This is a genomic window from Paenibacillus sp. FSL P4-0176 (genome assembly GCF_037975265.1).
Classification (GTDB): Bacteria; Bacillota; Bacilli; order Paenibacillales; family Paenibacillaceae; genus Paenibacillus; species Paenibacillus amylolyticus.
Map to the genome: position 1 here is coordinate 3,868,997 of NZ_CP150242.1, position 23,476 is coordinate 3,892,472.

Annotated in this window: 18 protein-coding genes and 1 pseudogene; 8 read left to right on the forward strand and 11 right to left on the reverse strand. The window is 42.6% G+C overall.

Translation table 11 applies throughout. The features are described from left to right. Nucleotides 1-574: 574 nt before the first annotated feature. The 4 genes and pseudogenes from MKY95_RS17450 to MKY95_RS17465 all read left to right on the forward strand — a co-directional run bounded on the left by MKY95_RS17450 (nt 575) and on the right by MKY95_RS17465 (nt 6,869). Nucleotides 575-2,515, forward strand: a complete 1,941-nt coding sequence (locus tag MKY95_RS17450; RefSeq protein WP_076317718.1) for a beta-glucoside-specific PTS transporter subunit IIABC — start codon at nt 575-577, stop codon at nt 2,513-2,515. 14 nt (nt 2,516-2,529) lie between these two features. After that, on the forward strand, nt 2,530-3,978 hold the full coding sequence (locus MKY95_RS17455; RefSeq protein ID WP_036613869.1) for a 6-phospho-beta-glucosidase: 1,449 nt from the start codon (nt 2,530-2,532) through the stop codon (nt 3,976-3,978). Between the two features lie 877 nt (nt 3,979-4,855). After that, nucleotides 4,856-5,432: pseudogene (locus tag MKY95_RS17460) on the forward strand (helix-turn-helix transcriptional regulator); the annotation flags it as partial. A gap of 456 nt (nt 5,433-5,888) precedes the next feature. Continuing rightward, the gene (locus MKY95_RS17465; RefSeq protein ID WP_047843258.1) at nt 5,889-6,869 is read left to right on the forward strand and encodes a patatin-like phospholipase family protein; all 981 of its coding nucleotides are present in this window, start codon (nt 5,889-5,891) and stop codon (nt 6,867-6,869) included. A 93-nt stretch (nt 6,870-6,962) separates the two neighbouring features. On the opposite strand, the gene MKY95_RS17470 is transcribed toward MKY95_RS17465, so the two are convergent. Further along, nucleotides 6,963-7,253 (reverse strand): hypothetical protein, encoded by a 291-nt coding sequence (locus tag MKY95_RS17470; protein ID WP_036613868.1) that lies wholly within the window; start codon nt 7,251-7,253, stop codon nt 6,963-6,965. Nucleotides 7,254-7,350: 97 nt separating this feature from the next. Here MKY95_RS17470 and MKY95_RS17475 point away from each other — a divergent pair, with 97 nt between their 5' ends. Both MKY95_RS17475 and MKY95_RS17480 read left to right on the forward strand, forming a co-directional pair. Beyond that, on the forward strand, nt 7,351-8,559 hold the full coding sequence (locus MKY95_RS17475) for a hypothetical protein (protein ID WP_051447335.1): 1,209 nt from the start codon (nt 7,351-7,353) through the stop codon (nt 8,557-8,559). Further along, entirely contained in the window at nt 8,519-8,797 is a 279-nt protein-coding gene (locus MKY95_RS17480; protein WP_036613867.1) for a hypothetical protein, read from the forward strand. Before MKY95_RS17475 ends, MKY95_RS17480 begins: the two co-directional genes overlap by 41 nt. A gap of 113 nt (nt 8,798-8,910) precedes the next feature. Here the strand turns inward: MKY95_RS17480 and MKY95_RS17485 are convergent, their stop codons facing one another. The 5 genes from MKY95_RS17485 to MKY95_RS17505 all read right to left on the reverse strand — a co-directional run bounded on the left by MKY95_RS17485 (nt 8,911) and on the right by MKY95_RS17505 (nt 14,816). Then, the gene (locus tag MKY95_RS17485; RefSeq protein WP_081746009.1) at nt 8,911-9,309 is read right to left on the reverse strand and encodes an RDD family protein; all 399 of its coding nucleotides are present in this window, start codon (nt 9,307-9,309) and stop codon (nt 8,911-8,913) included. Nucleotides 9,310-9,612: 303 nt separating this feature from the next. Beyond that, nucleotides 9,613-9,801, reverse strand: coding sequence for a hypothetical protein (locus MKY95_RS17490; protein WP_162158984.1), 189 nt, complete (start codon nt 9,799-9,801; stop codon nt 9,613-9,615). 424 nt (nt 9,802-10,225) lie between these two features. Next, nucleotides 10,226-11,188: an ABC transporter substrate-binding protein gene (locus MKY95_RS17495; protein WP_339193577.1), complete on the reverse strand. Its 963-nt coding sequence runs from the start codon at nt 11,186-11,188 to the stop codon at nt 10,226-10,228. A gap of 83 nt (nt 11,189-11,271) precedes the next feature. Continuing rightward, nucleotides 11,272-13,020 (reverse strand): ABC transporter ATP-binding protein, encoded by a 1,749-nt coding sequence (locus tag MKY95_RS17500; protein WP_036673693.1) that lies wholly within the window; start codon nt 13,018-13,020, stop codon nt 11,272-11,274. After that, nucleotides 13,017-14,816, reverse strand: a complete 1,800-nt coding sequence (locus tag MKY95_RS17505) for an ABC transporter ATP-binding protein (RefSeq protein WP_076317717.1) — start codon at nt 14,814-14,816, stop codon at nt 13,017-13,019. Before MKY95_RS17505 ends, MKY95_RS17500 begins: the two co-directional genes overlap by 4 nt. A 442-nt stretch (nt 14,817-15,258) precedes the next feature. Here MKY95_RS17505 and MKY95_RS17510 point away from each other — a divergent pair, with 442 nt between their 5' ends. Continuing rightward, nucleotides 15,259-15,816, forward strand: a complete 558-nt coding sequence (locus MKY95_RS17510) for an XRE family transcriptional regulator (protein WP_036613859.1) — start codon at nt 15,259-15,261, stop codon at nt 15,814-15,816. 53 nt (nt 15,817-15,869) lie between these two features. Then, entirely contained in the window at nt 15,870-16,343 is a 474-nt protein-coding gene (locus tag MKY95_RS17515; RefSeq protein WP_076317716.1) for a YbaK/EbsC family protein, read from the forward strand. A gap of 169 nt (nt 16,344-16,512) precedes the next feature. On the opposite strand, the gene MKY95_RS17520 is transcribed toward MKY95_RS17515, so the two are convergent. The 5 genes from MKY95_RS17520 to MKY95_RS17540 all read right to left on the reverse strand — a co-directional run bounded on the left by MKY95_RS17520 (nt 16,513) and on the right by MKY95_RS17540 (nt 23,472). Next, a complete protein-coding gene (locus MKY95_RS17520) occupies nt 16,513-19,020 on the reverse strand; it encodes a WG repeat-containing protein (protein WP_076317715.1) in 2,508 nt (835 codons plus the stop codon). A 180-nt stretch (nt 19,021-19,200) separates the two neighbouring features. Then, a complete protein-coding gene (locus tag MKY95_RS17525) occupies nt 19,201-20,598 on the reverse strand; it encodes a DUF4179 domain-containing protein (protein ID WP_076317714.1) in 1,398 nt (465 codons plus the stop codon). 13 nt (nt 20,599-20,611) lie between these two features. Next, a complete protein-coding gene (locus MKY95_RS17530; protein WP_076317713.1) occupies nt 20,612-21,154 on the reverse strand; it encodes a sigma-70 family RNA polymerase sigma factor in 543 nt (180 codons plus the stop codon). 220 nt (nt 21,155-21,374) lie between these two features. Beyond that, the gene (locus MKY95_RS17535; RefSeq protein WP_076317712.1) at nt 21,375-21,653 is read right to left on the reverse strand and encodes a hypothetical protein; all 279 of its coding nucleotides are present in this window, start codon (nt 21,651-21,653) and stop codon (nt 21,375-21,377) included. Further along, nucleotides 21,640-23,472 (reverse strand): hypothetical protein, encoded by a 1,833-nt coding sequence (locus MKY95_RS17540; RefSeq protein ID WP_076317711.1) that lies wholly within the window; start codon nt 23,470-23,472, stop codon nt 21,640-21,642. Before MKY95_RS17540 ends, MKY95_RS17535 begins: the two co-directional genes overlap by 14 nt. Between the last annotated feature and the right edge of the window lie 4 nt (nt 23,473-23,476).

Genomic DNA, 23,476 nt, shown 5'->3' on the forward strand with positions numbered 1-23,476 from the left:
TCCATCGGGTTTTAGTATTTCGTTCATTTCGGTATCAGTATAAAAGCAAAGGTTTGTTCTTGTCAATAACCTGTGACAGAGAATGAGGAGAAAAATTCAAAAGGAAACCTACACCTTCAGTAACAGTTGAGTACATAGTAATGTGCTTGTATAGCAAATATTCTAAAATTCATATGGAATATGTGAACTAAATTTTCTTTCATATATGAAATGTAAGTATGGTCATGTGAATACCTTTTTATAAGTCAAGTCCTAGTAAAAAAACACTTGCATTTTTTGAAAAAAGTGTTTTATTATTGTCCGCAAAGAGAGCTTGTACATCAACTGGGTTGTGACTGTTCAATCAGGCAATACCATTTCTGGCCAGAAAAGACGTACTTTTTGCTAACTTTTCACAAAATTTGAAGGCTGTTGACAAGTTTGAAATTACTAAAATAGCCTTGCAGAATTGAGCGTCGTTGTGCAAAAAAACAGAACGCTGAACTTCAGCATGGAAATGATGTTTAGAGTCTATCCACTGGACAGCCATACAGTTTTTTTGATGCAAAGTCACAGCCAGAGAGGAAGAGCACTCATGAATTATGATCAGTTGGCCAAGGAGATTTTGTCTCGAGTTGGCGGTGTTGAAAACGTTAACAGCGTTGTTCATTGTATAACACGATTGCGATTTCAATTAAGGGACGAAGGAATGGCCCAAACAGAAGAATTAAAGAAACTGTCTGGGGTCATTACGGTCATGCAAAGTGGCGGTCAATACCAAGTTGTGATAGGGAATGAAGTTCCGGATGTATATAAGGCCATCACTAAACTTGGAAATTGGTCTGTAGAGGGTGAAGAGACTTTAAGTTCCGATGAAAATAAAACAGCCAAAGGAAATATCTTCAATCGTTTTATTGATATGATTTCAGGTGTTTTTCAGCCATTACTTGGTTTGTTGGCTGCGACAGGAATGATTAAAGGGTTCAACGAACTGTTTTTATCTTTTGGATGGATTACGGAAACATCTGGAACATATCAATTGTTAAAAGCAACTGGAGATTGCCTGTTTTACTTCTTCCCCGTATTTTTAGGGTACACTGCAATGAAAAAATTCGGTGGGTCGTCCTTTATAGGAATGGCTATAGGGGCATCACTCGTATACCCAACGTTATCTAGTTTAAGTGAAGGAGATCCTCAATTCATTTTGTTTGGAGGGACAATTTTTGAATCTCCAATTCATATTACGTTTTTGGGTCTGCCAGTAATTTTAATGACGTATTCCTCCTCAGTCATACCCATCATTTTAGCTTCGTTCTCTGCATCAAAATTAGAAAAAGTTCTAAAAAGAGTTACACCACAAGTGGTACGAACGTTCTTGGTTCCCTTTTTTACGATGCTTATCATCGTCCCAGCTACTTTTTTGGTAATAGGGCCCATATCTACATGGGCAGGAAATTTAATTGGAGCGGGCGCTACTGAAATTTACGGATTTAGCCCTATTTTAACGGGTATAATAATAGGCTCCATGTGGCAGGTTTTGGTTCTTTTTGGACTTCATTGGGGAATCATCCCCATCGCGTTGCTGAATATTGGAACACTTGGATCAGATCCAATTATGGCGCTTTCTTTTGGGGCTTCATTTGCGCAAATCGGTGTGGTTCTAGCGGTTCTGATCAAAACTAAAAATCAAAAAATAAAAGCATTGAGTGTACCAGCATTCATTTCTGGGATTTTTGGCGTCACGGAGCCTGCTATATATGGTTTAACTTTACCCTTAAGAAGACCATTCATTATGAGTTGTATTGCCGGAGGTATCGGTGGAGGTCTTTTGGGGTATGCTGGGTCAAAATTTTACATTCTTGGAGGCCTCGGTGTGTTCGGCTATCCTAACTTTGTAAATAAGGTAGCCGGTATTGATTTCAGTTTTTATATGTCACTCATTGCAACTGCCGTCGCCTTTATTTTTGGGTTTGTCTTAACCTACTTTATTGGTTTTAAAGATCCAACAGAGACGATATCAACCAATATTGCTGAAAAACAAGAATTCGTTCCTAATACAAGTCTATTAAATGACCAACCCTTTGAAATCGTTAGTCCGATGACAGGTACTGTAGTTAGACTCCAAGATATTAAGGACGAAACTTTCGCAGGAGAGTATATGGGCAAAGGGATAGCCATCCTCCCTACAATGGGACGTGTTGTATCTCCAGTAAACGGCATTGTACAAACGATTTACCGTACGAAACATGCTATTGGCCTTATCAGTGATGATGGAGTAGAAATACTCATTCATATTGGACAAGATACCGTTCAGTTAAAAGGTCAGCACTTCAATTCATTCGTGAAAGATGGGGATCGGGTTAAGGTTGGGGATGTCATTGTAGAGTTCGACTTGCTGGCGATCCAGGATGCCGGTTATCAAATGGTAACCCCCATTGTTATTACAAATACGTCCATGTATCACGACATTGTAGGAATTGCAAATGACAGGGTAGATGAAAAAGAACCGTTACTCAAAGTATATGCACAAAAATAGGGAGGTAATTGGATATGTTTAATAAAATCAATAAATTTCCGGATGGTTTTCTGTGGGGTGGTGCTACGGCTGCCAATCAAATTGAGGGGGCATACCTAGCTAATGGTAAGGGACTAACGACCATTGATCTGATGCCGAAGGGGCCTAAACGTGATCAGGTTTCGATGGGTAACTTAAATTCGTTTGAACCCGAGGAAGGCGAGATTTATCCTTCACACGAAGCTATCGATTTTTATCATCGTTATAAAGAGGATATCGCTCTTTTTGCGGAAATGGGCTTCAAATCGTTTCGAATGTCGATTTCATGGGCTCGCATCTTTCCCAATGGTGACGATGTAACCCCGAATGAAGCAGGATTGCAATTCTATGATGACGTGTTTGATGAACTTCTGAAGTATAATATTGAGCCTGTCGTTACTATATGTCATTTTGATTTACCTGTGAACTTGGCGAAAACGTATGGCGGTTGGAAAAACCGAATTATGATTGAGCTATTTGAAAAATACTCCAAAACATTGTTTGAACGCTATAAAACCAAAGTGAAATACTGGATGACATTTAACGAGATTAATATGTTATTGCATCTGCCTTATACAGGAGCTGGCATTATTTTTGAAGAAGGAGAGAATAAACAACAAGTTCTGTATCAAGCAGCGCATCATGAACTGGTTGCAAGTGCTCTGGCGGTTAAGGCTTGTCATGAAATTATTCCTAACGCCATGATCGGATGTATGTTGGCAGCTGGAAATGTGTATCCATACAGTAGTAATCCAGAAGATTACTGGGAAGTTATGGAAATGGAACGAGAGTCCTACCTCTTGATTGATGTACAATCTAAAGGGGAGTATCCCGGATATGCAAAACGCTTTTTCATCGAGAATGGAATTCAACTTCAGTTTGAGCCTGGAGATTTGGAAATTTTGAAGAAATATACAGTGGATTACATTGGTTTTAGCTATTATTCGAGCCGTTGTACCAGTGCTGATCCTGAAATATTGAAGAATTACACAGATGGGAATGTGTTTGGTTCTGTAATAAACCCTTATTTGGAAACCTCAGAATGGGGATGGACAATTGATCCAAAGGGCATGCGGATTACTTGTAACCAGTTACATGAGAGGTACAATAAACCATTATTTATCGTAGAGAACGGACTTGGTGCAAAAGATACTCTTCTGGATAATGATACCGTTGAAGATGATTACCGCATTAAGTATTTAGATCTTCACTTTGCAGAGATTGCTGAAGCAATAAAAGACGGAGTTGATATTATAGGGTATACAAGTTGGGGACCGATCGATCTTGTGAGTAACGGTACCGGCGAGATGAAAAAACGGTATGGGTTCATTTATGTCGACAAAAACAACGATGGCTCTGGCACGCTTCGAAGAATCAGAAAGAAAAGTTTTCATTGGTACAAAGACATTATTGCTAATAATGGGGCAGGTTATTTCCTTGATTAATTGATCGGTAGTATTCGCGTGTTAATTTAATGAAGCAGTATGACAAAAACATTTCAAGTATGTGTGCTAAATAAATACTTGAGGGGAAACAAGGCAGGCCACATAAGAGAATCTCTATATGTGGTCTTCTTTTAACTCCAAAAGACTTTGAGATGTATAATTCAATGTCCTCAGATCAATGTCGGAGGACAAAAACATTGTTCCATTCAAAGTCGCTATTATAGCAGCTTTTTTGATTTAAGGAACCCAAGTTCTTGTTCCAAGCTGAGGAAATGAGCATTGTGTCATTTTGGATTAGACAGTCACCTAAATAGTATTATGATGGATCTTCTATTGCGAGATAAAAGCCACATTAATATAAGACCTCGCTTGATTAACTATTTGTATCCGGAACTCATCAAGTTCCATCGAATATCACTATTTAGAAAATGAAGAAGTGTTGGCTGACAAATACGTTTTCCCATATTAACATGAAAGCCCAAACGTAATATTTTATACACCTCAATCTGTTGCGATGCTGATCAGAAGAAGCATCCAGGATGATTAAAAGAAAGTATTACAAAAATCAGTTGAAGCATATGTGAAGAGATTAAATTTACAGAGCCGTTAATCAGTGCAATGATGATTAACGGCTCTTGGTTGTGGCAAAAAGATAAGAAGAGGAAGGCAATGGAACATTGTTCTTGTCCCGAGCCAAGGACAAGAACTTGTACCGATTGCCGTATTGGACAAGAACATGTTCTTAGGAGAAATTAATTAGACAAGATTTGTTGGGATTGGTCTTCAGGGGATGCGAACGATGCTGACAATTTGGTGCAGGAAATGCAAGGAAAGTTTTTTATTTACGATAGTATTTAACTCGAAGGGAGGGAGAACGATGGATTGGTTGGAGAGGATGAAAAGTTCAATCGATAATATCGAAACAAATTTGGAGAACAATATCTCATATGATGAAATAGCGCAGATAGCTTGTTGCTCTACCTATCATTTTCAACGAATGTTCCCTTTCATTAAAGGAATCACGTTATCCGAGCACATCCGACGTCGTCGTTTGACATTAGCGGCTTTTGAACTGCAGGCAAACGATGCGAGGGTAATCGATGTTGCTATGAAATATGGATACCAATCGCCGGAAGCGTTCGCACCGGCGTTTAAGAATCTCCTTGGGACTATGCCGATATCTGCGCGCGATAAAGGCGTTTCCTTAAAAGCCTATCCTCGAATGTCCTTTCATATCTCAATAAGAGGAGATGTCGAGATAAATTACTGGATAGAACAAAGAGGAGCTTTCGAGATGTTCGGCGTTTTGTCTTGTGAGTCAGGATTTACAAATGTCATTTACTGATGTTCCTCAGTTCCGTAAGAAATGTGATGAGGACGGCAGTATGGATCTAATGAACGAGTTACTATGGCGGTTTGGTAATACCGTGCTGCATGCTGCCTTATATGACCATATGTTAAACGTTAACGGTATTGATCTTGCTTATGACAGTTATAGCGATGAAAAGCATGAAACCATTCTGCTGATTGCCGGGCTGGGAACACAAATGATCCGATGGACTGTTCCATTTTGTGAGATGCTGGTGGCAAAAGGATACAGGGTAATTTTTTTTTAATCGGGACACAAACTTATCTACCTATTTTAGCCATCACACTACACTGGATTTTTAAGCCCTCGCCAGAACACTTATGTCAGGACAACGCCCGAAAATTCCTTATACGCTTGAGGGTATGTCTGCCATCACAGCTGTTTGAAGCCGTTGGGGAGGAATTGAGCGGAGCGCTCGGCACAAGGGTTAACCGATTGAAGGGGGAAGCAAGCATAACAAACATATCCTCAACGTGAATAGTTTAATTTACAAAGCTAATAATAACCAGGAAATATTTCATTTTGTAAGGAGGAAATTCAGGTGAAGGCAGATGCAGTCTTTGAAGGCGGGGGGGTCAAGGGAATTGCTTTTGTGGGAGCCATAGAGGTGATGGAGGCTAGAGGCTATACTTGGAACAAAATTGCAGGTACTTCAGCTGGAGCGATTGTTGCGACATTGTTAGCCTGCGGTTACAACAGTGCTGAAATTCGGAATTTGATGAGCTCGCTAGATTATACTAAGCTGCTGGGACGGACAGGAATAAGCAGGTTGCCTCTGTTTAACAAGACCCTTCCATTCATATTTGACTCTGGAATCTATAGCAATCACATTTTAGAGCAAGTGATGACAGATTGGCTGAAACGTAAGAACATTGTAACGTTTGGAGATCTTCCAGAAGGAAAGCTTTCCATTATCGCCTCGAATATAAGTAATGGTAAGATCGTCGTTTTTCCTAATGATTTGCCTCATTACGGACTGAAAGCATCTGAATTTCCAATTGCTGCAGCTGTGCGAATGAGCACAACACTGCCTTTCTTTTTTAAACCTTATCTATGGCATACGCCATTACAGAAGAAACCGTATTATATGCTGGATGGAGGCATGCTCAGTAACTTTCCGATCTGGCTCTTTGATGTGGAGGGGATTCCACAGTGGCCGACCTTTGGCTTCCGGCTGTCAGAAAAGCGTACGTATGCCCAATCTATGGATATCAACGGTCCGGTTTCTTTACTCAAAGGAATATTCAAAACGATGTTACAGGCCCACGATCAAAGACATGTAGATGAACATACGGAAGAACGAACGATGTTTATTCCTACTGGAAAAGTAACAACGACGAAGTTCAATTTGACGGAAGAAGACCAGCGTTTCTTACTGCAATCAGGACATGTTACAGCAACGAAATTTCTGGAAAGTTGGAATTTTGAAACGTACAAGAATAAATTCAGACAAAATCATGCAATCACACCGATGGAACTTTACTTTGCAGAACAGCAGGAGGGACATAAAATTTACCAATAACTATGATTTTCCCATGATGTATAACATAAAGAAACCTTCATGACCACTCGGTGAACGGGTGGTCATGATGACTTAACATTGCCTATATCCTGCCTATTTAGAATAACGGATAGGGGGGTCATCCAATATCATAGATCCCTTTTTGCTTAACCAACAGCCTTCTTTATTACCCAGTGTACATTGATCCCCTTTAGTTTGCTTCGCAATAACTGTACTAGCTAGACCCTCTTCAAGTTCCTCTATATTCATCGTCGCGCCTAATGAAATAAACTCATTTCCATCACGGAGAAGAAGTGTCGGGTAGCTGTTTACTCCAAGGCGGTGTACTTGGGCAAACTCTGCGTGTGCCTCGGCAATTGCCGCTGGATCATTCAGTATTTTCATCACTTCATCAGCATCAAGGTTTTGCTACAGCGCAATTTTAAAGTAGTCTGTGGATTGCTAAGGCTTAAGCCATCTTTGAGGAAAGGAAGCATTTTATATGGTTCTTGCTAGCTTTGATCCGCCAGGTAATTTGGATGACTATAACAATATTTTAAATCAGCTTGAGGCATGGAGTGAATACATCAATGAAGTATTCACTTCTGCTGTTCAAGAAAATGAAGATGTACTTAGCCAAGGCAAAAGTCAGTTCTATAATCCTTTGGGGGCAAGTATGTTTGATGCGTCAGAAGATGCGACCATTGCATGGCCAGCTTTCCCCAAAATCCTATCTGAAGATTCAATGTTAACATGGAGGCAGGCAATGGCAACTGCCGACAAACGTCCTGCACCAGGAGAGTCTCGAATTCATGACGAGTATTTGGAATGGTTTGTGGAATACGACGAAGAAAGTAATAAAATTAAAAGAGTGACATTTACGTGCGAGGGTCCAGAATATTGGCAGGCAATGGCGCATGGACACCCATTTTCATCTATGAATTGGAGAATTAACGCTCTTGGTGATAAACAGAAAGTTCTTGAATTATACCGCCAATATGTTTCTCCTAATGTACAGCACGATGATCTGTTCCCAGAAGGCCAATATGATCCTTTGAATAAATGGAATACGAGTCATGGAGCAATGACGCACCCTGCTAATACATTAAGTGCTGAGATTAACTTGGCAGCTGATGCGACCAAACTTCGGAAAAATGGTGAAGGAGCGATAATTAGCGATCAGAATGAACTAATACGTTGTGCTAAATATGGAATTGAGAAGCGGGCAAGTGACCCCCTGATCGGTGGCGAAGTTAATGCACTGGCACGACAGGGTGCACTGATTACTCTGAAGAATCCTGTCGGGCTCTACATGTCTGAGCCGAACACAAGTGGTTGGACTTCACCTGACAACAGCGATCCACTAGATTATTGGAAGGTAGTGCGTGGTGGTCCAGGGTTTGCGGTAAGAGCTGTGTATGAGGTGCCTTTGAACAAAGAGTTCCTTGTTGGTGATATTGAGATTGGAGGCAGACCTATTGAATTCGGTGGGCAAATTGCTGAGCACCTTTTTGTCAGATTGATCGGCTCATATTCCCGCCTGGGTGGAGAAGCCAGTGAGGCCCAAACGTGTACTAATCAGGGTATGACTTCCCAAATGATAGCTGAGTCGGATATGGGAGATGAAACACTAGGAATACTGAGAAACCGTAGGAGGGAGGTTGGTATAAATGGTAGACGGGCTGGAAGAACCATTACTGGATATCAATGAGATACAAGGTAATTCGGTACCTGGTTTTAATAAGGACTACCAGAGATTTCTATTCTTCGATATTTTTGAACCCGTATTGGCAAAGCGGTGGCTTAGTTATTGGACCCCATATGTCTCGACGGCACAAGGAGTAATTCAGTTCAACCGGCTTTATCAATTAATGCGGGAAAGACGTGGCGAAGAGCCTGACGGGATCATGGCAACGTGGTTGAAAAAAAGTAAAACTACTTATATATAAGAAAGGCCTATATACATATGTACAAAATACGAGTTTTGTGAAACAGTACTAATGATTTAAAAGCTGCACAGTGATTTTTACCCCTGTACAGCGAATTCTTTATATTTTTCGAATTAGTCCCAAACTACTTCTGTTCCTGCTACAAAGTCATGAATCGCACGTCGATCCTCACGCAGACCGACCATAAAAGCACTCACAATAACTCCGATACCCAAAGTTAATACGTACACAAGTCCAGCTACAACAACTCGCATCAGCATCGTACCAATTTTTGGCGGTTCGTGTGTATCGTATTGGCGGATTCGAATTCCACATATGCGTTTGCCTATGGTTCGACCATACCAGTAAACTGGTAATAAAATTGAGTATAACGCACTAAGTAGCTTGGCAATCGGCTCATCCGTATCAAAGTTACCCGTCAGCACACCTGCAATAATCACTAACGGAATTGAAATAATAAGACTATCCAATACACCTGCTCCTAATCTAATCCAAAAACCTGCTTTATACAAAATGCTTTCCTCCAAACTACAATTTTAAACTAAATGGCTAATTTACTTCATGAACTCCCTTCATTAAAATATCTAACTTTATGTACACAACCCAAATAGTATAACAGAAAATTTTACCTTTTTACGATAAAACTCCTAACTCATTTTAATTGCATCCTTTGTGAATTTTATAACAAACTATCGAATTAACTTAACCGCTGTTCATGTTCACTAACTACTTACTCTTACATAATCCTTTCTAACTGAGCCCCTAATGAAAACACCATAATAATTATGTAAACCAAGAAAGCTACTCAACATTTGTTAAGTAGCCTTCTGTTCGTTCTGCATCTGCCCTCTTCGCCAAATCTTATTCTCCACAATGGCATAAACTAAACCGGCGATGGCAAATATCCATATCGATGTCATTCGGTTCAGATGGTATCCATTCACGAAATATGGATTGTACATGAGATCAAAAACCCACAGCCCGCCCCATCCAAACCCAATCATATAGATGAAAGTTCTCACCATAGGAAAGCATACATATTTCCGCAACAACCATGAGATCGGGCTAATAATAACAACATAAAAAGCGACTAAATAGTGACCGAATCCCAGGATAAGCGAAAGAATATATATTAATCCCCCTGCATTGCGTAAGCCGTAATACTCTGTCGTTGTAATATGGTACCCTTCAACCCTTTCAAGAACGAGATATGCAGTCAAGCTTATCCCTATAAATATAAGTCCTAATACCATGTACCGTTGAACCGCGTTCACCAACATCAGATCACCCCAATGTCTAAACGCAGCCAGAACCGCTCAAGTTACATGATTTCGAACAAATTCCACAATTCCACAATTAACATAGGCGTTGTTAGGTTCTGTTAAAAGTTAAATTTAATCTATCGTTTCAATTGCTCTAATCCAACGACTACTTCTGTCCTTCCAGAATCATCGTACCCAGGCGGTCCATAAGCTCCATTCTCCCCATCGCTGTGTACGAATAATTGTAATTATCGACATTAGAGATTTTATAGATCTTTTCATTCTTCACTGCGTTCATGTTATTCCACACCTTGCTGTCTACCATCTTATTCTCGCTATTCTCCATCAATAACAGACGATCCGGATTAACGGTAGCCAGAGCCTCCAGCGCAATCTGTTTACCGCCCCAGCCCTCTGGATCAGGGATACCCTCTGTGCGCTTCAGGCCCCATTCACCGTATAAAATCTCAGCTGCCCCTTTATTGGAATAGATGACCAGGTTGTTTGGATATGTCTCAATGACGGCAAAGGATTCACCATGTACAGCCGTCTGCAGCTTTTGTTTCCACTCTGCAGATTTGGCATCATACTTGGCCAGATATTCATCTTTCTTGCTTTCTTCTCCAAACGTATCTGCCAAGAATGTCAGGCGTTCTCTCCAATCATAGTAAGAGTAAGGCAATGCAATTGTAGGTGCAATTTTAGATAAAGTTTCATACTGATCCATGTTAAAATCCTTACCCAATATGATGAGATCCGGATTGGCACCCGCTATAGCTTCAATACTGAACGGGAAACCATACCAGCCCAGATTAACGGTATCTGCACTCAGCTGATCCTTAATGGTTGGAGTGATTTCCTCCGGGTTACCGTAATCCGCACTCATCGTTGCAACAGGTGTTTTCCCAATGATCAACAGTTCTTCTGTAGAGCCGGATAGATCAACAATGCGCTCTGGATTCAAAGGGATCGTAATCTCTTCTCCATTAGGGTTAGTAATCATTTTGGTCGTCGCTTGTGTGGTTGCCTCTGAGGAGCTCGCCACTTCATTGGTCGTCTGGGTCGTTCCACAGGCCGCCAAGGTGAGCATACAGCATAGTGCAATCCATACAGGAATTCGTTTAAACATCGTTGTCATTCTCCTTTTATGTCAGTTCATTAGCCACATGAGGCTTATTTGCTTCAGTTACTTTATCTATCTCATCGAACTCATTATCCGTTTACTTTTACCTGCCAGCCTTCTGCATCCTGTTGTAATTGCCACAACCGAGCGTAGATGCCTGAGTGATCTAACAAATGCGCATGAGTTCCTTGCTCTACGAGCTGACCTTGGTCCAAAACAAGGATCTGATCGGCATTCTGAATGGTCTTTAATCGGTGTGCAATCAAAATAACCGTCTTGTCCGCGACTAGCTCATTAATCGCTTGCTGCACCGCGGCTTCGTTCTCCGGATCAAGTGAAGCGGTGGCTTCGTCGAGCAAAACGATCGATGCATTTTTCAACAAAGCACGTGCAATGGAGATACGTTGCTTCTCCCCACCAGATAACGTCGATCCACCCTCGCCAACGAGCGTATCGTACCCTTGAGGCAGACTGGAGATAAACTCATGACAACAAGCTCTGCGTGCTGCCTCCTCAATCTCGAATTGCGAAGCGTCTTTCTTTCCTACACGAATGTTGTTGCCGATTGTATCCTGGAACAGATACACGTCCTGGAAGACCACAGAGATATCCTTTAACAGCTTCTCCGGGTCCATCTGATCAACGGGTCTGCCACCAATGCGAATGGTTCCTTGCTGTACATCCCAGAAGCGGGCAATGAGACGTGTGACTGTACTCTTACCACTACCGGATGGGCCAACCAAGGCAGTAATGGTATGCGGCTCAATCGTAAACGACAAGTCTTTCAACACCGGCTGCTGATCATCATATCCAAAGGTCACCCGGTCGAATGAAATCGCCTGATTGGGCTGTACATCTCCCGTTCCTGCCATCTGGGCCTCCTGCTGCACATCCATAATGCGTCTTGCACTATATGCTGAGTACCGCATCTCCCCATAACTCATCAGTACAACCGTCAACGGTTCAAATACCTTTGTACCTACCAGCAAAAATAACAGAAATACCGGTAAGGACAACTCACCACCTGCAAGCAAATAACTGCCCACCAGAATCATCCATGTCATCCCTGATCGTGCAAGCAACATCGCGCCCATGATCATCGGTCCCATTATGCCTTCCAACCGAATGGAAGCGGATTTCAATTCGTCAAAAGAACGACGCAGCCGTTCAAAACGTTTGCCCCCCATATTGTGGGCCTTAATCTCACGAATACCGCTCAGATACTCCTGCAGCCGACTAGCGGCTTCGTTTTTGGCTCGAACATGGTTCTCACTCAGTCGTGCCTGAATGGAATCCGTAAGCCATAACAGAGCCACACCTAAGGGAACCGCAATAAACATGGCTACGGCCATTCTCCAATCCAACAACAGAAGTCCGCCAAAAGCGAGTACCGGAAGCACAATCGCGCTGATCAGCTGTGACAGATTGTGAGAGATCGTATGCTCGACCTGACCATAATCACTCAGGATCAGATTTGTCAGATCCCCAGGATCACGTTTTCCGAAAAATCCTAACGACAGATGGCGAATATGTTCCGCCAACTTCAACCTTCCTGAGGCCGCAAGGCTGTATGCTGCCCGATAGGTCTTATCATAGAGCGAAGCATAAGCCGCATACTCCACCAGAAGCCAGGCAAACAGGATGCAGCATACAATCCACATTCGGTTGATATCCAGTCCTTTGTCCGGATCAGCAAAAGACTTATAGATCGTATTGAATATATCCACAAGCAGCGCCGCAGGAACAATCTTTGTAATCCCGTCCAGAATCGCTGCAATTACCGAAGGTAGCAGACTACGCGGGTTACCCCCAGATATATTGTATAAATAATTCTTCATCGCACTGCACCTCCAAGCTTCCAGGAAGCTGCACTGATATGGGCCTGCCACATGTGCTCATACACTCCGCCTAATGCACGCAATTGATCATGTGTCCCACTCTCGGCAATCGTTCCCTTGCGGATCACGAGTATTTGCTCTGCTGCACGAATCGTTGTAAGACGATGAGCAATAATCAGTACTGTTTTGCCTTGAACCAATTGGGCCAGACCTTGCTGGATCTTGTGCTCATTCTCTGCATCTGCGTAGGCCGTCGCTTCATCCAGGACCAGAATGGGAGCATTTTTAAGCAGTGCCCGTGCAATAGCAATTCGCTGTGCTTCGCCGCCGGACAGGTACGTGCCGCCTTCTCCGATTTTGGTGTCATATCCAGCATCCAGTTTCTCGATGAATTCATGACAGCAAGCAGTTTGAGCCGCAGCTATAACGTCCTGTAATGAAGCTGATGTATTGCCCATCCGAATATTTTCTTCAATCGTATCGTAGAACAAATGTACATCCTGAAATACAAAGGACACGGTATCCATCAGTTTCTCTGTCCCCATCTCCTGAATCGGAATTCCACCAATCGTAATCTCACCTTCCTGTACATCCCAGAAACGAAGCAATAGATTAGCAATGGTTGACTTCCCCCCACCAGAAGGTCCGACAAGTGCGGTCATTTCTCCTGCTTTGGCTACAAAATCAATCTGTTCAAGTACAGGTTTATATGCTTCGCTCTCCTTACGTTCATAAGCAAAAGATACCTGCCGAAAGGCAACCTCATATGTATCCGGAACTTTAGGCAACTCAGGTTCTTGTACAACCGGCTCGGCAAACACCGATTCTATCCGTTTCTGTCCTTCCACAATCTCTCGCATCCCACTACCCAGATACATTAACTTCAATAACGGAGCAGATAGACTCGGGGTAATGATCAGAAACAGAATAAACGTGATCGCAAACGACTGATTCCCCGCATTTCCACTCGACAGCAGAATACCCACCGGAACGATGAAGGTAAATAACGAGATCATGATTACAAAAAACAGCCCGTAGGATGTTTTACACAAATCTGTTATATTCAACGAAATATCCCGATAACGCGTCACCGCCTGTTTAAACGTCAGAAACGAATCGGCTGTAATCCCAAATACTTTCACTGCCGGCATACCTCTCACGTATTCAACACCCGTCGCATTCATCTCTTCGATGGCAAGTTGAAAATCACGATAAGCCTGACGGCCTTTTTCGCTGCGGAAAAGGCGACTTTGGAGCCAGAACCCTATTCCAATCGGAACCAAAAGCGTCAGCGCCATGCGATAATCGAGCCAGAACATATATCCCAAGAGCATCAGTGGAATAACGATCGCACTTACTAGGTCCGGCAACTGATGGGCGATAAATTTCTCGATTTTCTCCACACTGACTTCGATGATCTTCTTCAGCTCACCGGTTGCCGTCCGGGTGTGATACCCCATGGGTACTTTGGCAACATGTTCCGCAAGTCTCACTCTGAGCTGGTACAAAATGTTGAACGCAGCAATGTGTGAGCACATCCCCCCAATATAGAGCGCAACAAGCCCTGCAATGAGGGCTACGAATGCGACGATCCCCCAATAGATCAACAGATCTTTGTCCATGGCAGAGGGTTGCCCCGCATGCGTTAGCAGTTCCTCGACGATCTTATACACTCCGACAAAAGGAACAATCTGCAACAGACTCGACAGGGTCGAGAAGATACTTGCTGTGATCAGCAGACCTTTACGCTCCTTCGTTACTTGCATTAGTCCGGACACTTCAGATGAGTTGTTCATCTCACCCCTCCTGATATTAATAATCATTCTCAATATAGCTCAGTGCTATATACGCACATTAATATCTCATAGAGCCCTGAACGATCACTACCTCTTCACGGAGCAATAATACCTCATCACGGATTATTGTTGTCTCACAGCATCTTATAAGCCCTATTGGACATATGACCTCGTCTCGTAACTTGAGAATGACTGGTGAAGTATTTACATTCTCGCCAAGCAAAAGAAGTGTTGTTGGAGAAAGTTTTCGTTTTTTACTTGTATAGATAAATATGACTTCTTTGATCTGTAACTCCCGTAATATTTTCCATTTAGTATGGATAAATATGTGAAGGAGTTCTGAAGGAGTTACTTACATCACTTAACTGTCGCCTATTGAATTCAACTGTTAGTATGTTATATTATATTTTAAAATGTTATAACATACAGAAGGAGTGATGTAATGCAATCGCCAGTATTAACTATTGGAGAACGGTTAAAAGAAATACGAGCAACGAGAAATCTTACACTTGAAGATGTTTCTAAACTTACTGATGTAAGTAAGCCTATGCTTGGACAGATTGAAAGAGGACAGTCTTCACCAACGATTACAACTCTTTGGAAAATCGCAGTGGGCTTAAAAGTTCCTTTATCTTTATTATTGGAAGAGCTAGAAGATGAGTGCAATGTGGTTGATACACGGTCCAAAGACGCTATCATTGAAAATGATGGAAAAATGAGAGCATTTCCTGTTTTTCCTTTTGACCCTACCCGTAACGTTGAAATATTTTATATCGAATTTGATCCTGGGTGTCACCATCCATCTGAAAGGCACCTTGAAGGTGTGGAAGAATATGTTTTTGTGCTACAAGGTATGTTAGAGCTGGTAGTCAACACAAAAAAAATTGTTTTAAAAGAAAATCAAGCACTCCGCTTCCGTGCTAATGTTTTTCATTCCTATAATAATCCCTATCAAGAACCATGTGTCATTTACAACATGATTTTTTACCCAAGAACATAGGCAAGTTTCATCTATGATCTTCTAGAATAATTTAAAAATGAGGTGTGATGATTATGGCAATTGAAAAAGTAAAAGATTTTTTTAAACAATATGGTATGGATTCTCAAATTAACGAATTTGAAGTTTCTAGTGCAACCGTGGATTTGGCTGCATCTGCATTAGGTTGTGAGCCAGAGAGAATCGCAAAAACACTTTCTTTTATGGTGAATGGACAAGCTGTTTTAGTAGTAGCCGCCGGTGATGCAAAAGTGGATAACAAAAAATTCAAAGAGTATTTCAAAACAAAAGCAAAAATGCTTTCTCCTGATGAAGCCATTGATATGGTTGGTCATGCCATTGGAGGTGTTTGTCCATTTGCTATTAAAAATGATGTTTCTGTTTATCTAGACATATCTCTAAAACGTTTTGACACAATCTATCCAGCTTGCGGGAGTAGCAATAGTGCTATTGAACTTACAATAAAACAATTAGAAAAATACTCTAGTTATTCAGAGTGGATTGATGTGTGTAAAGGATGGAATGATTGATTTATAGTAGCGCTCTATGGAGTAGTTCTATATGGGGTAGCGCCAACATTTTGACTGTTATATAAGCTAAGCATCAGCGGACATTTGCTTAAAGCAGGAAAAATCCGCTGTCTTTGTGCCTCAACGTCCTTAGCGTATATTTTCGTTAAAATGTTGGCTGTCCCCTCAATCAATTATGAAAAGCTCTCCAGAACGAACCTTCTGTATTAATGATGTCCTTGATCTGGACAAAAGGAATCGTAAACGTTGGAAACCCTGCCGCATAGGGTGCGATATCATACGGGTTGAAGTAGAGATGCAGAGCATCCGCTGTGACAAAAAACGGCTGATCCGCACTAATCCCCGTATAGGTGTCCGGAAACACATACGAGTATTGAGGATCATTTTTGATCTGATCCCCCACAATCTGGCTCAACACTTTTACATAGTCACTATTTGGTTTAAATAAATCCTTCAACTCATACAACTGACCATTCGTCAGATTAATGATCGCATAGATCATCGTAGGCATACCATGCGCTGCACCCGCCGGGTAGTTATAACCTGTGAGTTGCAGTTGCAGCAATTGCTGCTGATAAAACGTAATATCAAAATCACCTGTATACGTATAATCCAGCTGCTGATCCGCAGGGATCGGTTTAACCTGAGAGAGTTGCTTCAACTTGGCATTCAGCGCAATTTGCTCCGCTTGGTTCGTTAATCCCTCCACCTGCGGATAATATACGAGGTAGTCCCTGTTTGGTTTGTACTTCTCTTCGCGTACACGGTACGGTGGATGAAGTGGAACGATTGTATTTTGCCGCCAGATGATCTGTCCGGCCCGATTCACATACGATAAACGCTGGTCTACATAGGCCTTAATCAGATCTGGTGCCACGACCTCCAGCGTACCCGAACCTTCTACATGGGGATACCCAGCGGCAGGTCTTCCACTCAAATCCAACAGATAGGTCTGTCTTCCATCCGATGCGGAAGCAAGGCCGTTTTTGTAATTGCCTACTTCGCGATATAGGAACTCCGTAAGCCTTCTACCGTTGGTATCTGCAATCGCATACACTGAGCCGATATAAGGCTGCTCCGGGTTAATCGCTTGCCCCAGCGCATAACGATGCTCGCCTAGTTCGCGGATGTCATTATAGGCGGGTTGAATGATAAACGATCCTTGCGTATTAATAACACCGTAGATCGATTTGTAGTCCTCTGCTGTATTAACGATCGCTTGCCCGTTGTTAAAAGGAAATGCCGATGAAAATTTGGGCTGAATACGAATATTACCCCGTTCGTCGATGTACCCATATTTGCCCGAGGTTTCTTTTTGAAAAGCAAGCAGTCCATCCCCTAGTGGTCCCACATAGGCATATGGATACGTTGCGAGCCGATGACCATTGCGATTAATGAGTGCATATTCATTGTCCTTAATCTGCACAACCGCTTTACCATCTTGAAAATCATTCGCAGAAGCGAACTGTGCAGGTACCACCTCATTGCCCGACGCATCCAAATAACCATACCGACTCACCGATCCATCTGCCTGACCAGGATTAGAATCGTAAAATAATGCTCGACCGTCGTTCATATTTGAGATATACGGGTACGCCCGTTTGGTCAGGACTGTACCTTGTTCATTAATCATCTTAAATCCTTGAGAATCAATTGTTATCGCCCGTTCTTCGGAAAAGGAATTGATGGAATCGTATACAGGTTGAACGACATACTGTCCCTGAAGGTTAATAACGCCGGCACGACCACCCTTCACAACCACAGCCAATCCATTGGGCTGAAACTCTTGCGCGTCATCCAGTACCGGCTCAAGCCGAATGTGGCCTTGTGCATCCATATACCCCCAACGCGTCCCACTCGTGGTTCGAACGGAGATTGGATATAACCATGTCGTTACCCGGGCATGGCTTATAGGGACCATCGCCTGCTTAATTTTCTTTTCCAACTCTTGTAGTACCTCTCTGGAAGGATACGCTTCCGGGAAGCTGAGTGCCTTCTGAACTGAAGCGAGAGCTGCCGGATACTGGCCCGCGTGGTACTGAGCATCCGCAAGGTAATACCAGTAAAAGATATAATCAGGATATTGCTGGGTTAGTTGCTCGTAATATTGCACCACTTTTGGATAATAGGTTGCATATACGTCCGGTGCAGGAACCCATTTCCCATTCTGCCATCGGATAATCTCCACACGATAGGCTTCACCTGTGTCATGTATCCAGAGTGCAATCTCCACTTTCCCATCTCGACCATGCGGACCAGGCATATCTATAATCTCTGCATAGCTATAGTATAGATCGTCAGGCGCCAGATCTTTGAGCCCTGATTCGGTCCACTCATATACGGCAAGCTTAGACCAAATAGAACCAATCCGCCAACCGATAATGAGATTGTTCCTTGCCGTTGAAGTTACAGGGGCTGCAGTCATTAAAGTCACCCCATACCCCAATCCCTTAATTAGTGCCATCTTGATCCAATGTCCTTGAACAAATTTCAGAATGAGCAAATACAGCTCACCATTCAACTGATAGACTGCAGCAATCTCCGGCATACCGTCACCGGTAAGATCTGCCGCATAGATCGCTGGATGTTGAACAGGTTTATCAATAGTGACGACCGTTGCGCCAGCCGGAATATGTTGATTCACAATTTGCGTTAACAGCGGTTCGCTCATGGACATCTTAGTTTCCTCCCTTATGACCGCATTCGCCTAATGGTATGCGTCATAAATCGGGATATGACATGTAATTCATTTTATATAAGTTGAACTAAAGAATATTCACACTTACCACTCCGATGACAGAACACCTTCCGATCGCTGTTATCCCCATATTTTTGATTCACCTTTTAATTATTCTTCTTACAAAGTTACTTTCTCTCCATTGATTAGCAGGTAGCTCACATCATTCACCGGAATGGTCTTAGGGGAAATCCACTTAATGAGATCCTGATCCAGCTGGAGGAAACCGGATTCGCCAGTCAACTTTGTACCATCCTTCAGGTGCACTTCAATACTCAGATCCTCCATCCGAATCATACTCAGTGCCTCACCTGTAAGTGTGACACCAACCGGGGAAAGAGTAACATTTGCCTGTAAGCCTCCATTTGCATCAAGCTGAATGTTTCCTGTTTTACTCAAAGCATTTTGACTCAAGTTAAAGGTCGTTTTCCAATTTCCCTGCACAACTTCACTTATGCTCGTAAAGCTGCCTTGAATTCTCAGCTTATCTAAATTGTCAACAGCAGACAGATCATACACATACTCCTCATAATCTCCTCCATACCCGACCCCATCTTTCATATAATGTCCATAGCTAACGGAATATTCAGGTATATCGAGTTTTTGACCTTGCTCATCCGTGAAGTAGAAATATCCATGATTATACTCGCCAATCTCATTATTCGGATTAATCTGAATGTGTAACTTGCCCTCCACAAAACCTATATTGGAAATATGCATCCAATCAATACCCTCAACGGGGACATTCGTTACATCCTGATGCAGTACGGGAATTGGATCGGTTTCCAATTGAATATCGGTTGTACCTCCCAAGCCACTTATACGATCTTGATCCACGATATCATAGCTATTGTTTTGCTTTTCTTGTAACAACTGCTCCCAGTCCACTTGTACGTTGTAACCATCTTGTCGAGATGCACCTGACATCAGCGTATTGATCTGAACGGTAATCCGATTTTTGCTGACTTTTCCTTGAATGAGGAATCGGACAATAGCCGTTTTGTTCGCATCATCATAATGAATAATCTGAGCGTTGTTTGCATTACCTCCGGTTACTCTGTAATCATATACATCCAGTGTATCGTCAATGCGATGACCCGTCAGATCCGATAATGAAACATAGATTTCCGTTGTATCTCCGTCCCTGACAGCACCTATAACCTCCATTCGAATCCCTTGATCTTCACTCACCTGATGAACAGGCTGAAGAATGCCAATCCGATCTACACCTAGAAAATGAAGAACAGTAGACAGATCAATGATGCCCACCGATGCAGCTGCCCCTGTAACAAGACATAACGATAACGCAGCGGTTACAGGAATATAGATGGCTTTGCGATACCTTTTTCTTTTATTCATGGACTTCTTGGTCTGTGCGGATGGATATAATATAGGTGGATAAAATGATGAATCTGATCTCGTAACGGTTGGTGGTTCATTCATCGCCAATTTATCATAGAACAACTTTTTAATATTAAAGAGGTTCTGCTCAGTGAATTCTTTTTCGGATTTTCGCATTTGATCGCCTCCTTTATTTCCTATTCATCCACCATGTCCTCAATCGTTGCCTGGAGCGATAAAGCTTGTTATGGACTTGCCTAACGTGTAGGGACAATGCTTCCGATATCTCATGGGGTCTCTGTCCTTCGTAAAACCGACGTTTCATAATCTCCCGTTCCGGTTCTGGAAAAGATTCAATCATTTGATTAAGTTCCGTATATGTCTCTTTACTGATCATCTGAACCAACAAATCATCCGTTTGCACCGAATGAATCTCCTCTTCATATGTAAGCTCAGTTCTTCGATTAAGTTTCCGGTAGCGATCAATCGCTTTATGTTTTGTGATTGTTGCAAGGTAATTTTTCAGGCTACTTCGCCCAGACTGGAATGCATCCGGATTCTGCCAAAAAGCAAAAAATGTATCTGCTACGCATTCTTCAATCTCTTCTGTCGATGCATGATGTAGGATAGAATGAGCAATCCTCCATAACAAACCTGCGTAGTGGTTCATCACCCATTCCATGGCCTCAGGATCACGATTCACTACTGCCTTCCGTATTTGTTCTTCTTCCACGATTATGTATCCCTCCCTTCCATGCTCATATAATTACGAATGCTCGTGTTGATCCGTGCTTCCTACCTATATTCGTTTGGCAGATGACTTTTACTTACTCCACGATAAAAAAGATTTGCAGTGGCCTTGTAGCCTTCTGCAAATCTTCTCATCTTCTATAATACATCTTATTTACACATCATATCGCTTCATGTGCCTTCGCTTCAATTACTAACCAATATCACGCCTCTTCTTGCACACTCAATTGCACATATTGCGTGAGACGACAATACTGAAATAACAGCAACTCTTCATTACCTTGTCCAAGAGCCACGCTGCGCCCTTCCTTGATGAGGTGATTCAACAACTCATGCAGGAAACTCATCTGTAGCCGCGAGGATTCCGCTGCGAGCTGCTCAAGCACCTCAATATCCCGGATCGTAAACTGAGATAACCCACGCAGGAGCAACTCTTCTGACCAGCCGTTAATTTTCTGCATGAACTGATTATATTCTTCCAAGTCTGCCCATCCTCCCATTACCGATATCCAGTTTCAGACTGAGCACCGTTTTGCCCTTCAGGAAACTGATTGGGCTAATCCGTTTTGGTTCCACACGCACAAAGGCATAGAAGTGTTCAAGCGATTGGGAACCATATCCTGACTCCAGTCTTTGGATCATCGCCTGCCAATCAGATGAATACGGGAGAGTGAGTGCCAATCGTTCTCCTTCGGCACTCTCAACCGTCAGGACAAGATCCTGCGTTTGTTTGACAAAGTTATGGTCCACGATTCGAGCAACTTTGATCACTGCCAATCGTTCTTTGGGAGCAGCAAACAAGTCGAATGATCGCGATTCCTCTTGAAGTACTGACGTTACGTCTTGCATGGTTTTGCCCATATTCAACGTTTCCACACCCGTTCGTGGCAAAATCGCAAGCTTGGCACCTTCCCCGGAAGAGATCCGGCGTTCTTCATTCACTTTTACTGAATAGAATTGAACTTTTTCACCCACAAACTGGCGAAAAGTCAGATTAGGCAGCCATGGTGTGAATGCACCATAATGCTCTGTATATGAGAACTGCTGATCATCATAATATACAGCACGTACATCGCTATAGGTGTAGATTTCCTCATCATCGAAACAATAGAAATAATAAGTGATTCCACGGAAACCGGATCGTGTCTCCCAAGCGTCAGCTCCCAGTCCATACAGGTGAAGTGAAGGAACCGTAAAGTATTTACTTCGAAAATTGCCAATGAGCTGACTCTGCTGAATGACAGACACCTTTTCTTCTTCAAGAACCTGGAGTGCAAGATATAGCTTGCTTACCCGATCCAACATGGATTGCATGGAGAAACGTATATGTCTGTTGAAAAACAACTGTAGTTCCCCTTGAATCCCTCGTAAACTGCGTTCTATGTCAGGCAGGTTGCCACTATGAGCTGCAATTGCCAGAGTCTCCAGTTGTGCCATATAGGACTGAGGAAGGCGGGCCAGTCCCGTCTTCAACAATCCTGCCAGCATAACCCGACATTCCTGCACTGTCTGAAGAGAGAACTTGGCCTCGTACACCCGTCCACTTAATGCATCCGTATCATCCAGACCTTTAAAGTTCCGGTACCGTAACAAAGCTTCAAGCTTGGCCATTTTCCCGGCTGTCTGCTGCACCTTACATAGTGCTTTTGCAAGGTTCGCTTCCTCAGTAAAAGACACCTCGATATTCTGGATGGTCAGATGAACCGTAAGAAGTGAATCTTCAATGATCTTAATTTCCTCTGGGTATCTCAGTCGGAAAACAACTTCCTCAATCATGGAAGAACTATACGATTTAATTAACACGGGAAGGTCAGACTCCGTCATCCAGCGGAAGCGAGACTCGATCTCACGTGATACTGTATGCGGAATTTCGCTTGGATCGTCCACGTTTGATACTAAGTTTGATGCTGATTCTGTTACTGATACGTTTTTTGGTACGTCCAACGGATCATTATCCGATATCCCTGAGTCCTTATCCAGCGCATGCTTCTCGTCTGCATTCATTGAATCCTCTGCCGTATATTCCCGTTGATCATACAGAATTGCAATAAGCACATGCTTGCAGATATGATCGGCCGGGCAGGAGCATTCCCAATGATCCAGCGTATTTTCAAGCGTACATTGTGTCCCGTCACTGAGCTGACAACTCACAGATGATGCATTCCATGTGTACGTTACACTTACACCATTGTCCAACTCTTTCAAAGACCTTTTGTACAACCCCTTGTTGGCATACCGAATCAGATAATCCTCCGTGCACAGCTTCGAAAAAATCCGGAATTTTTCCTTGAATCCATTCACGTCA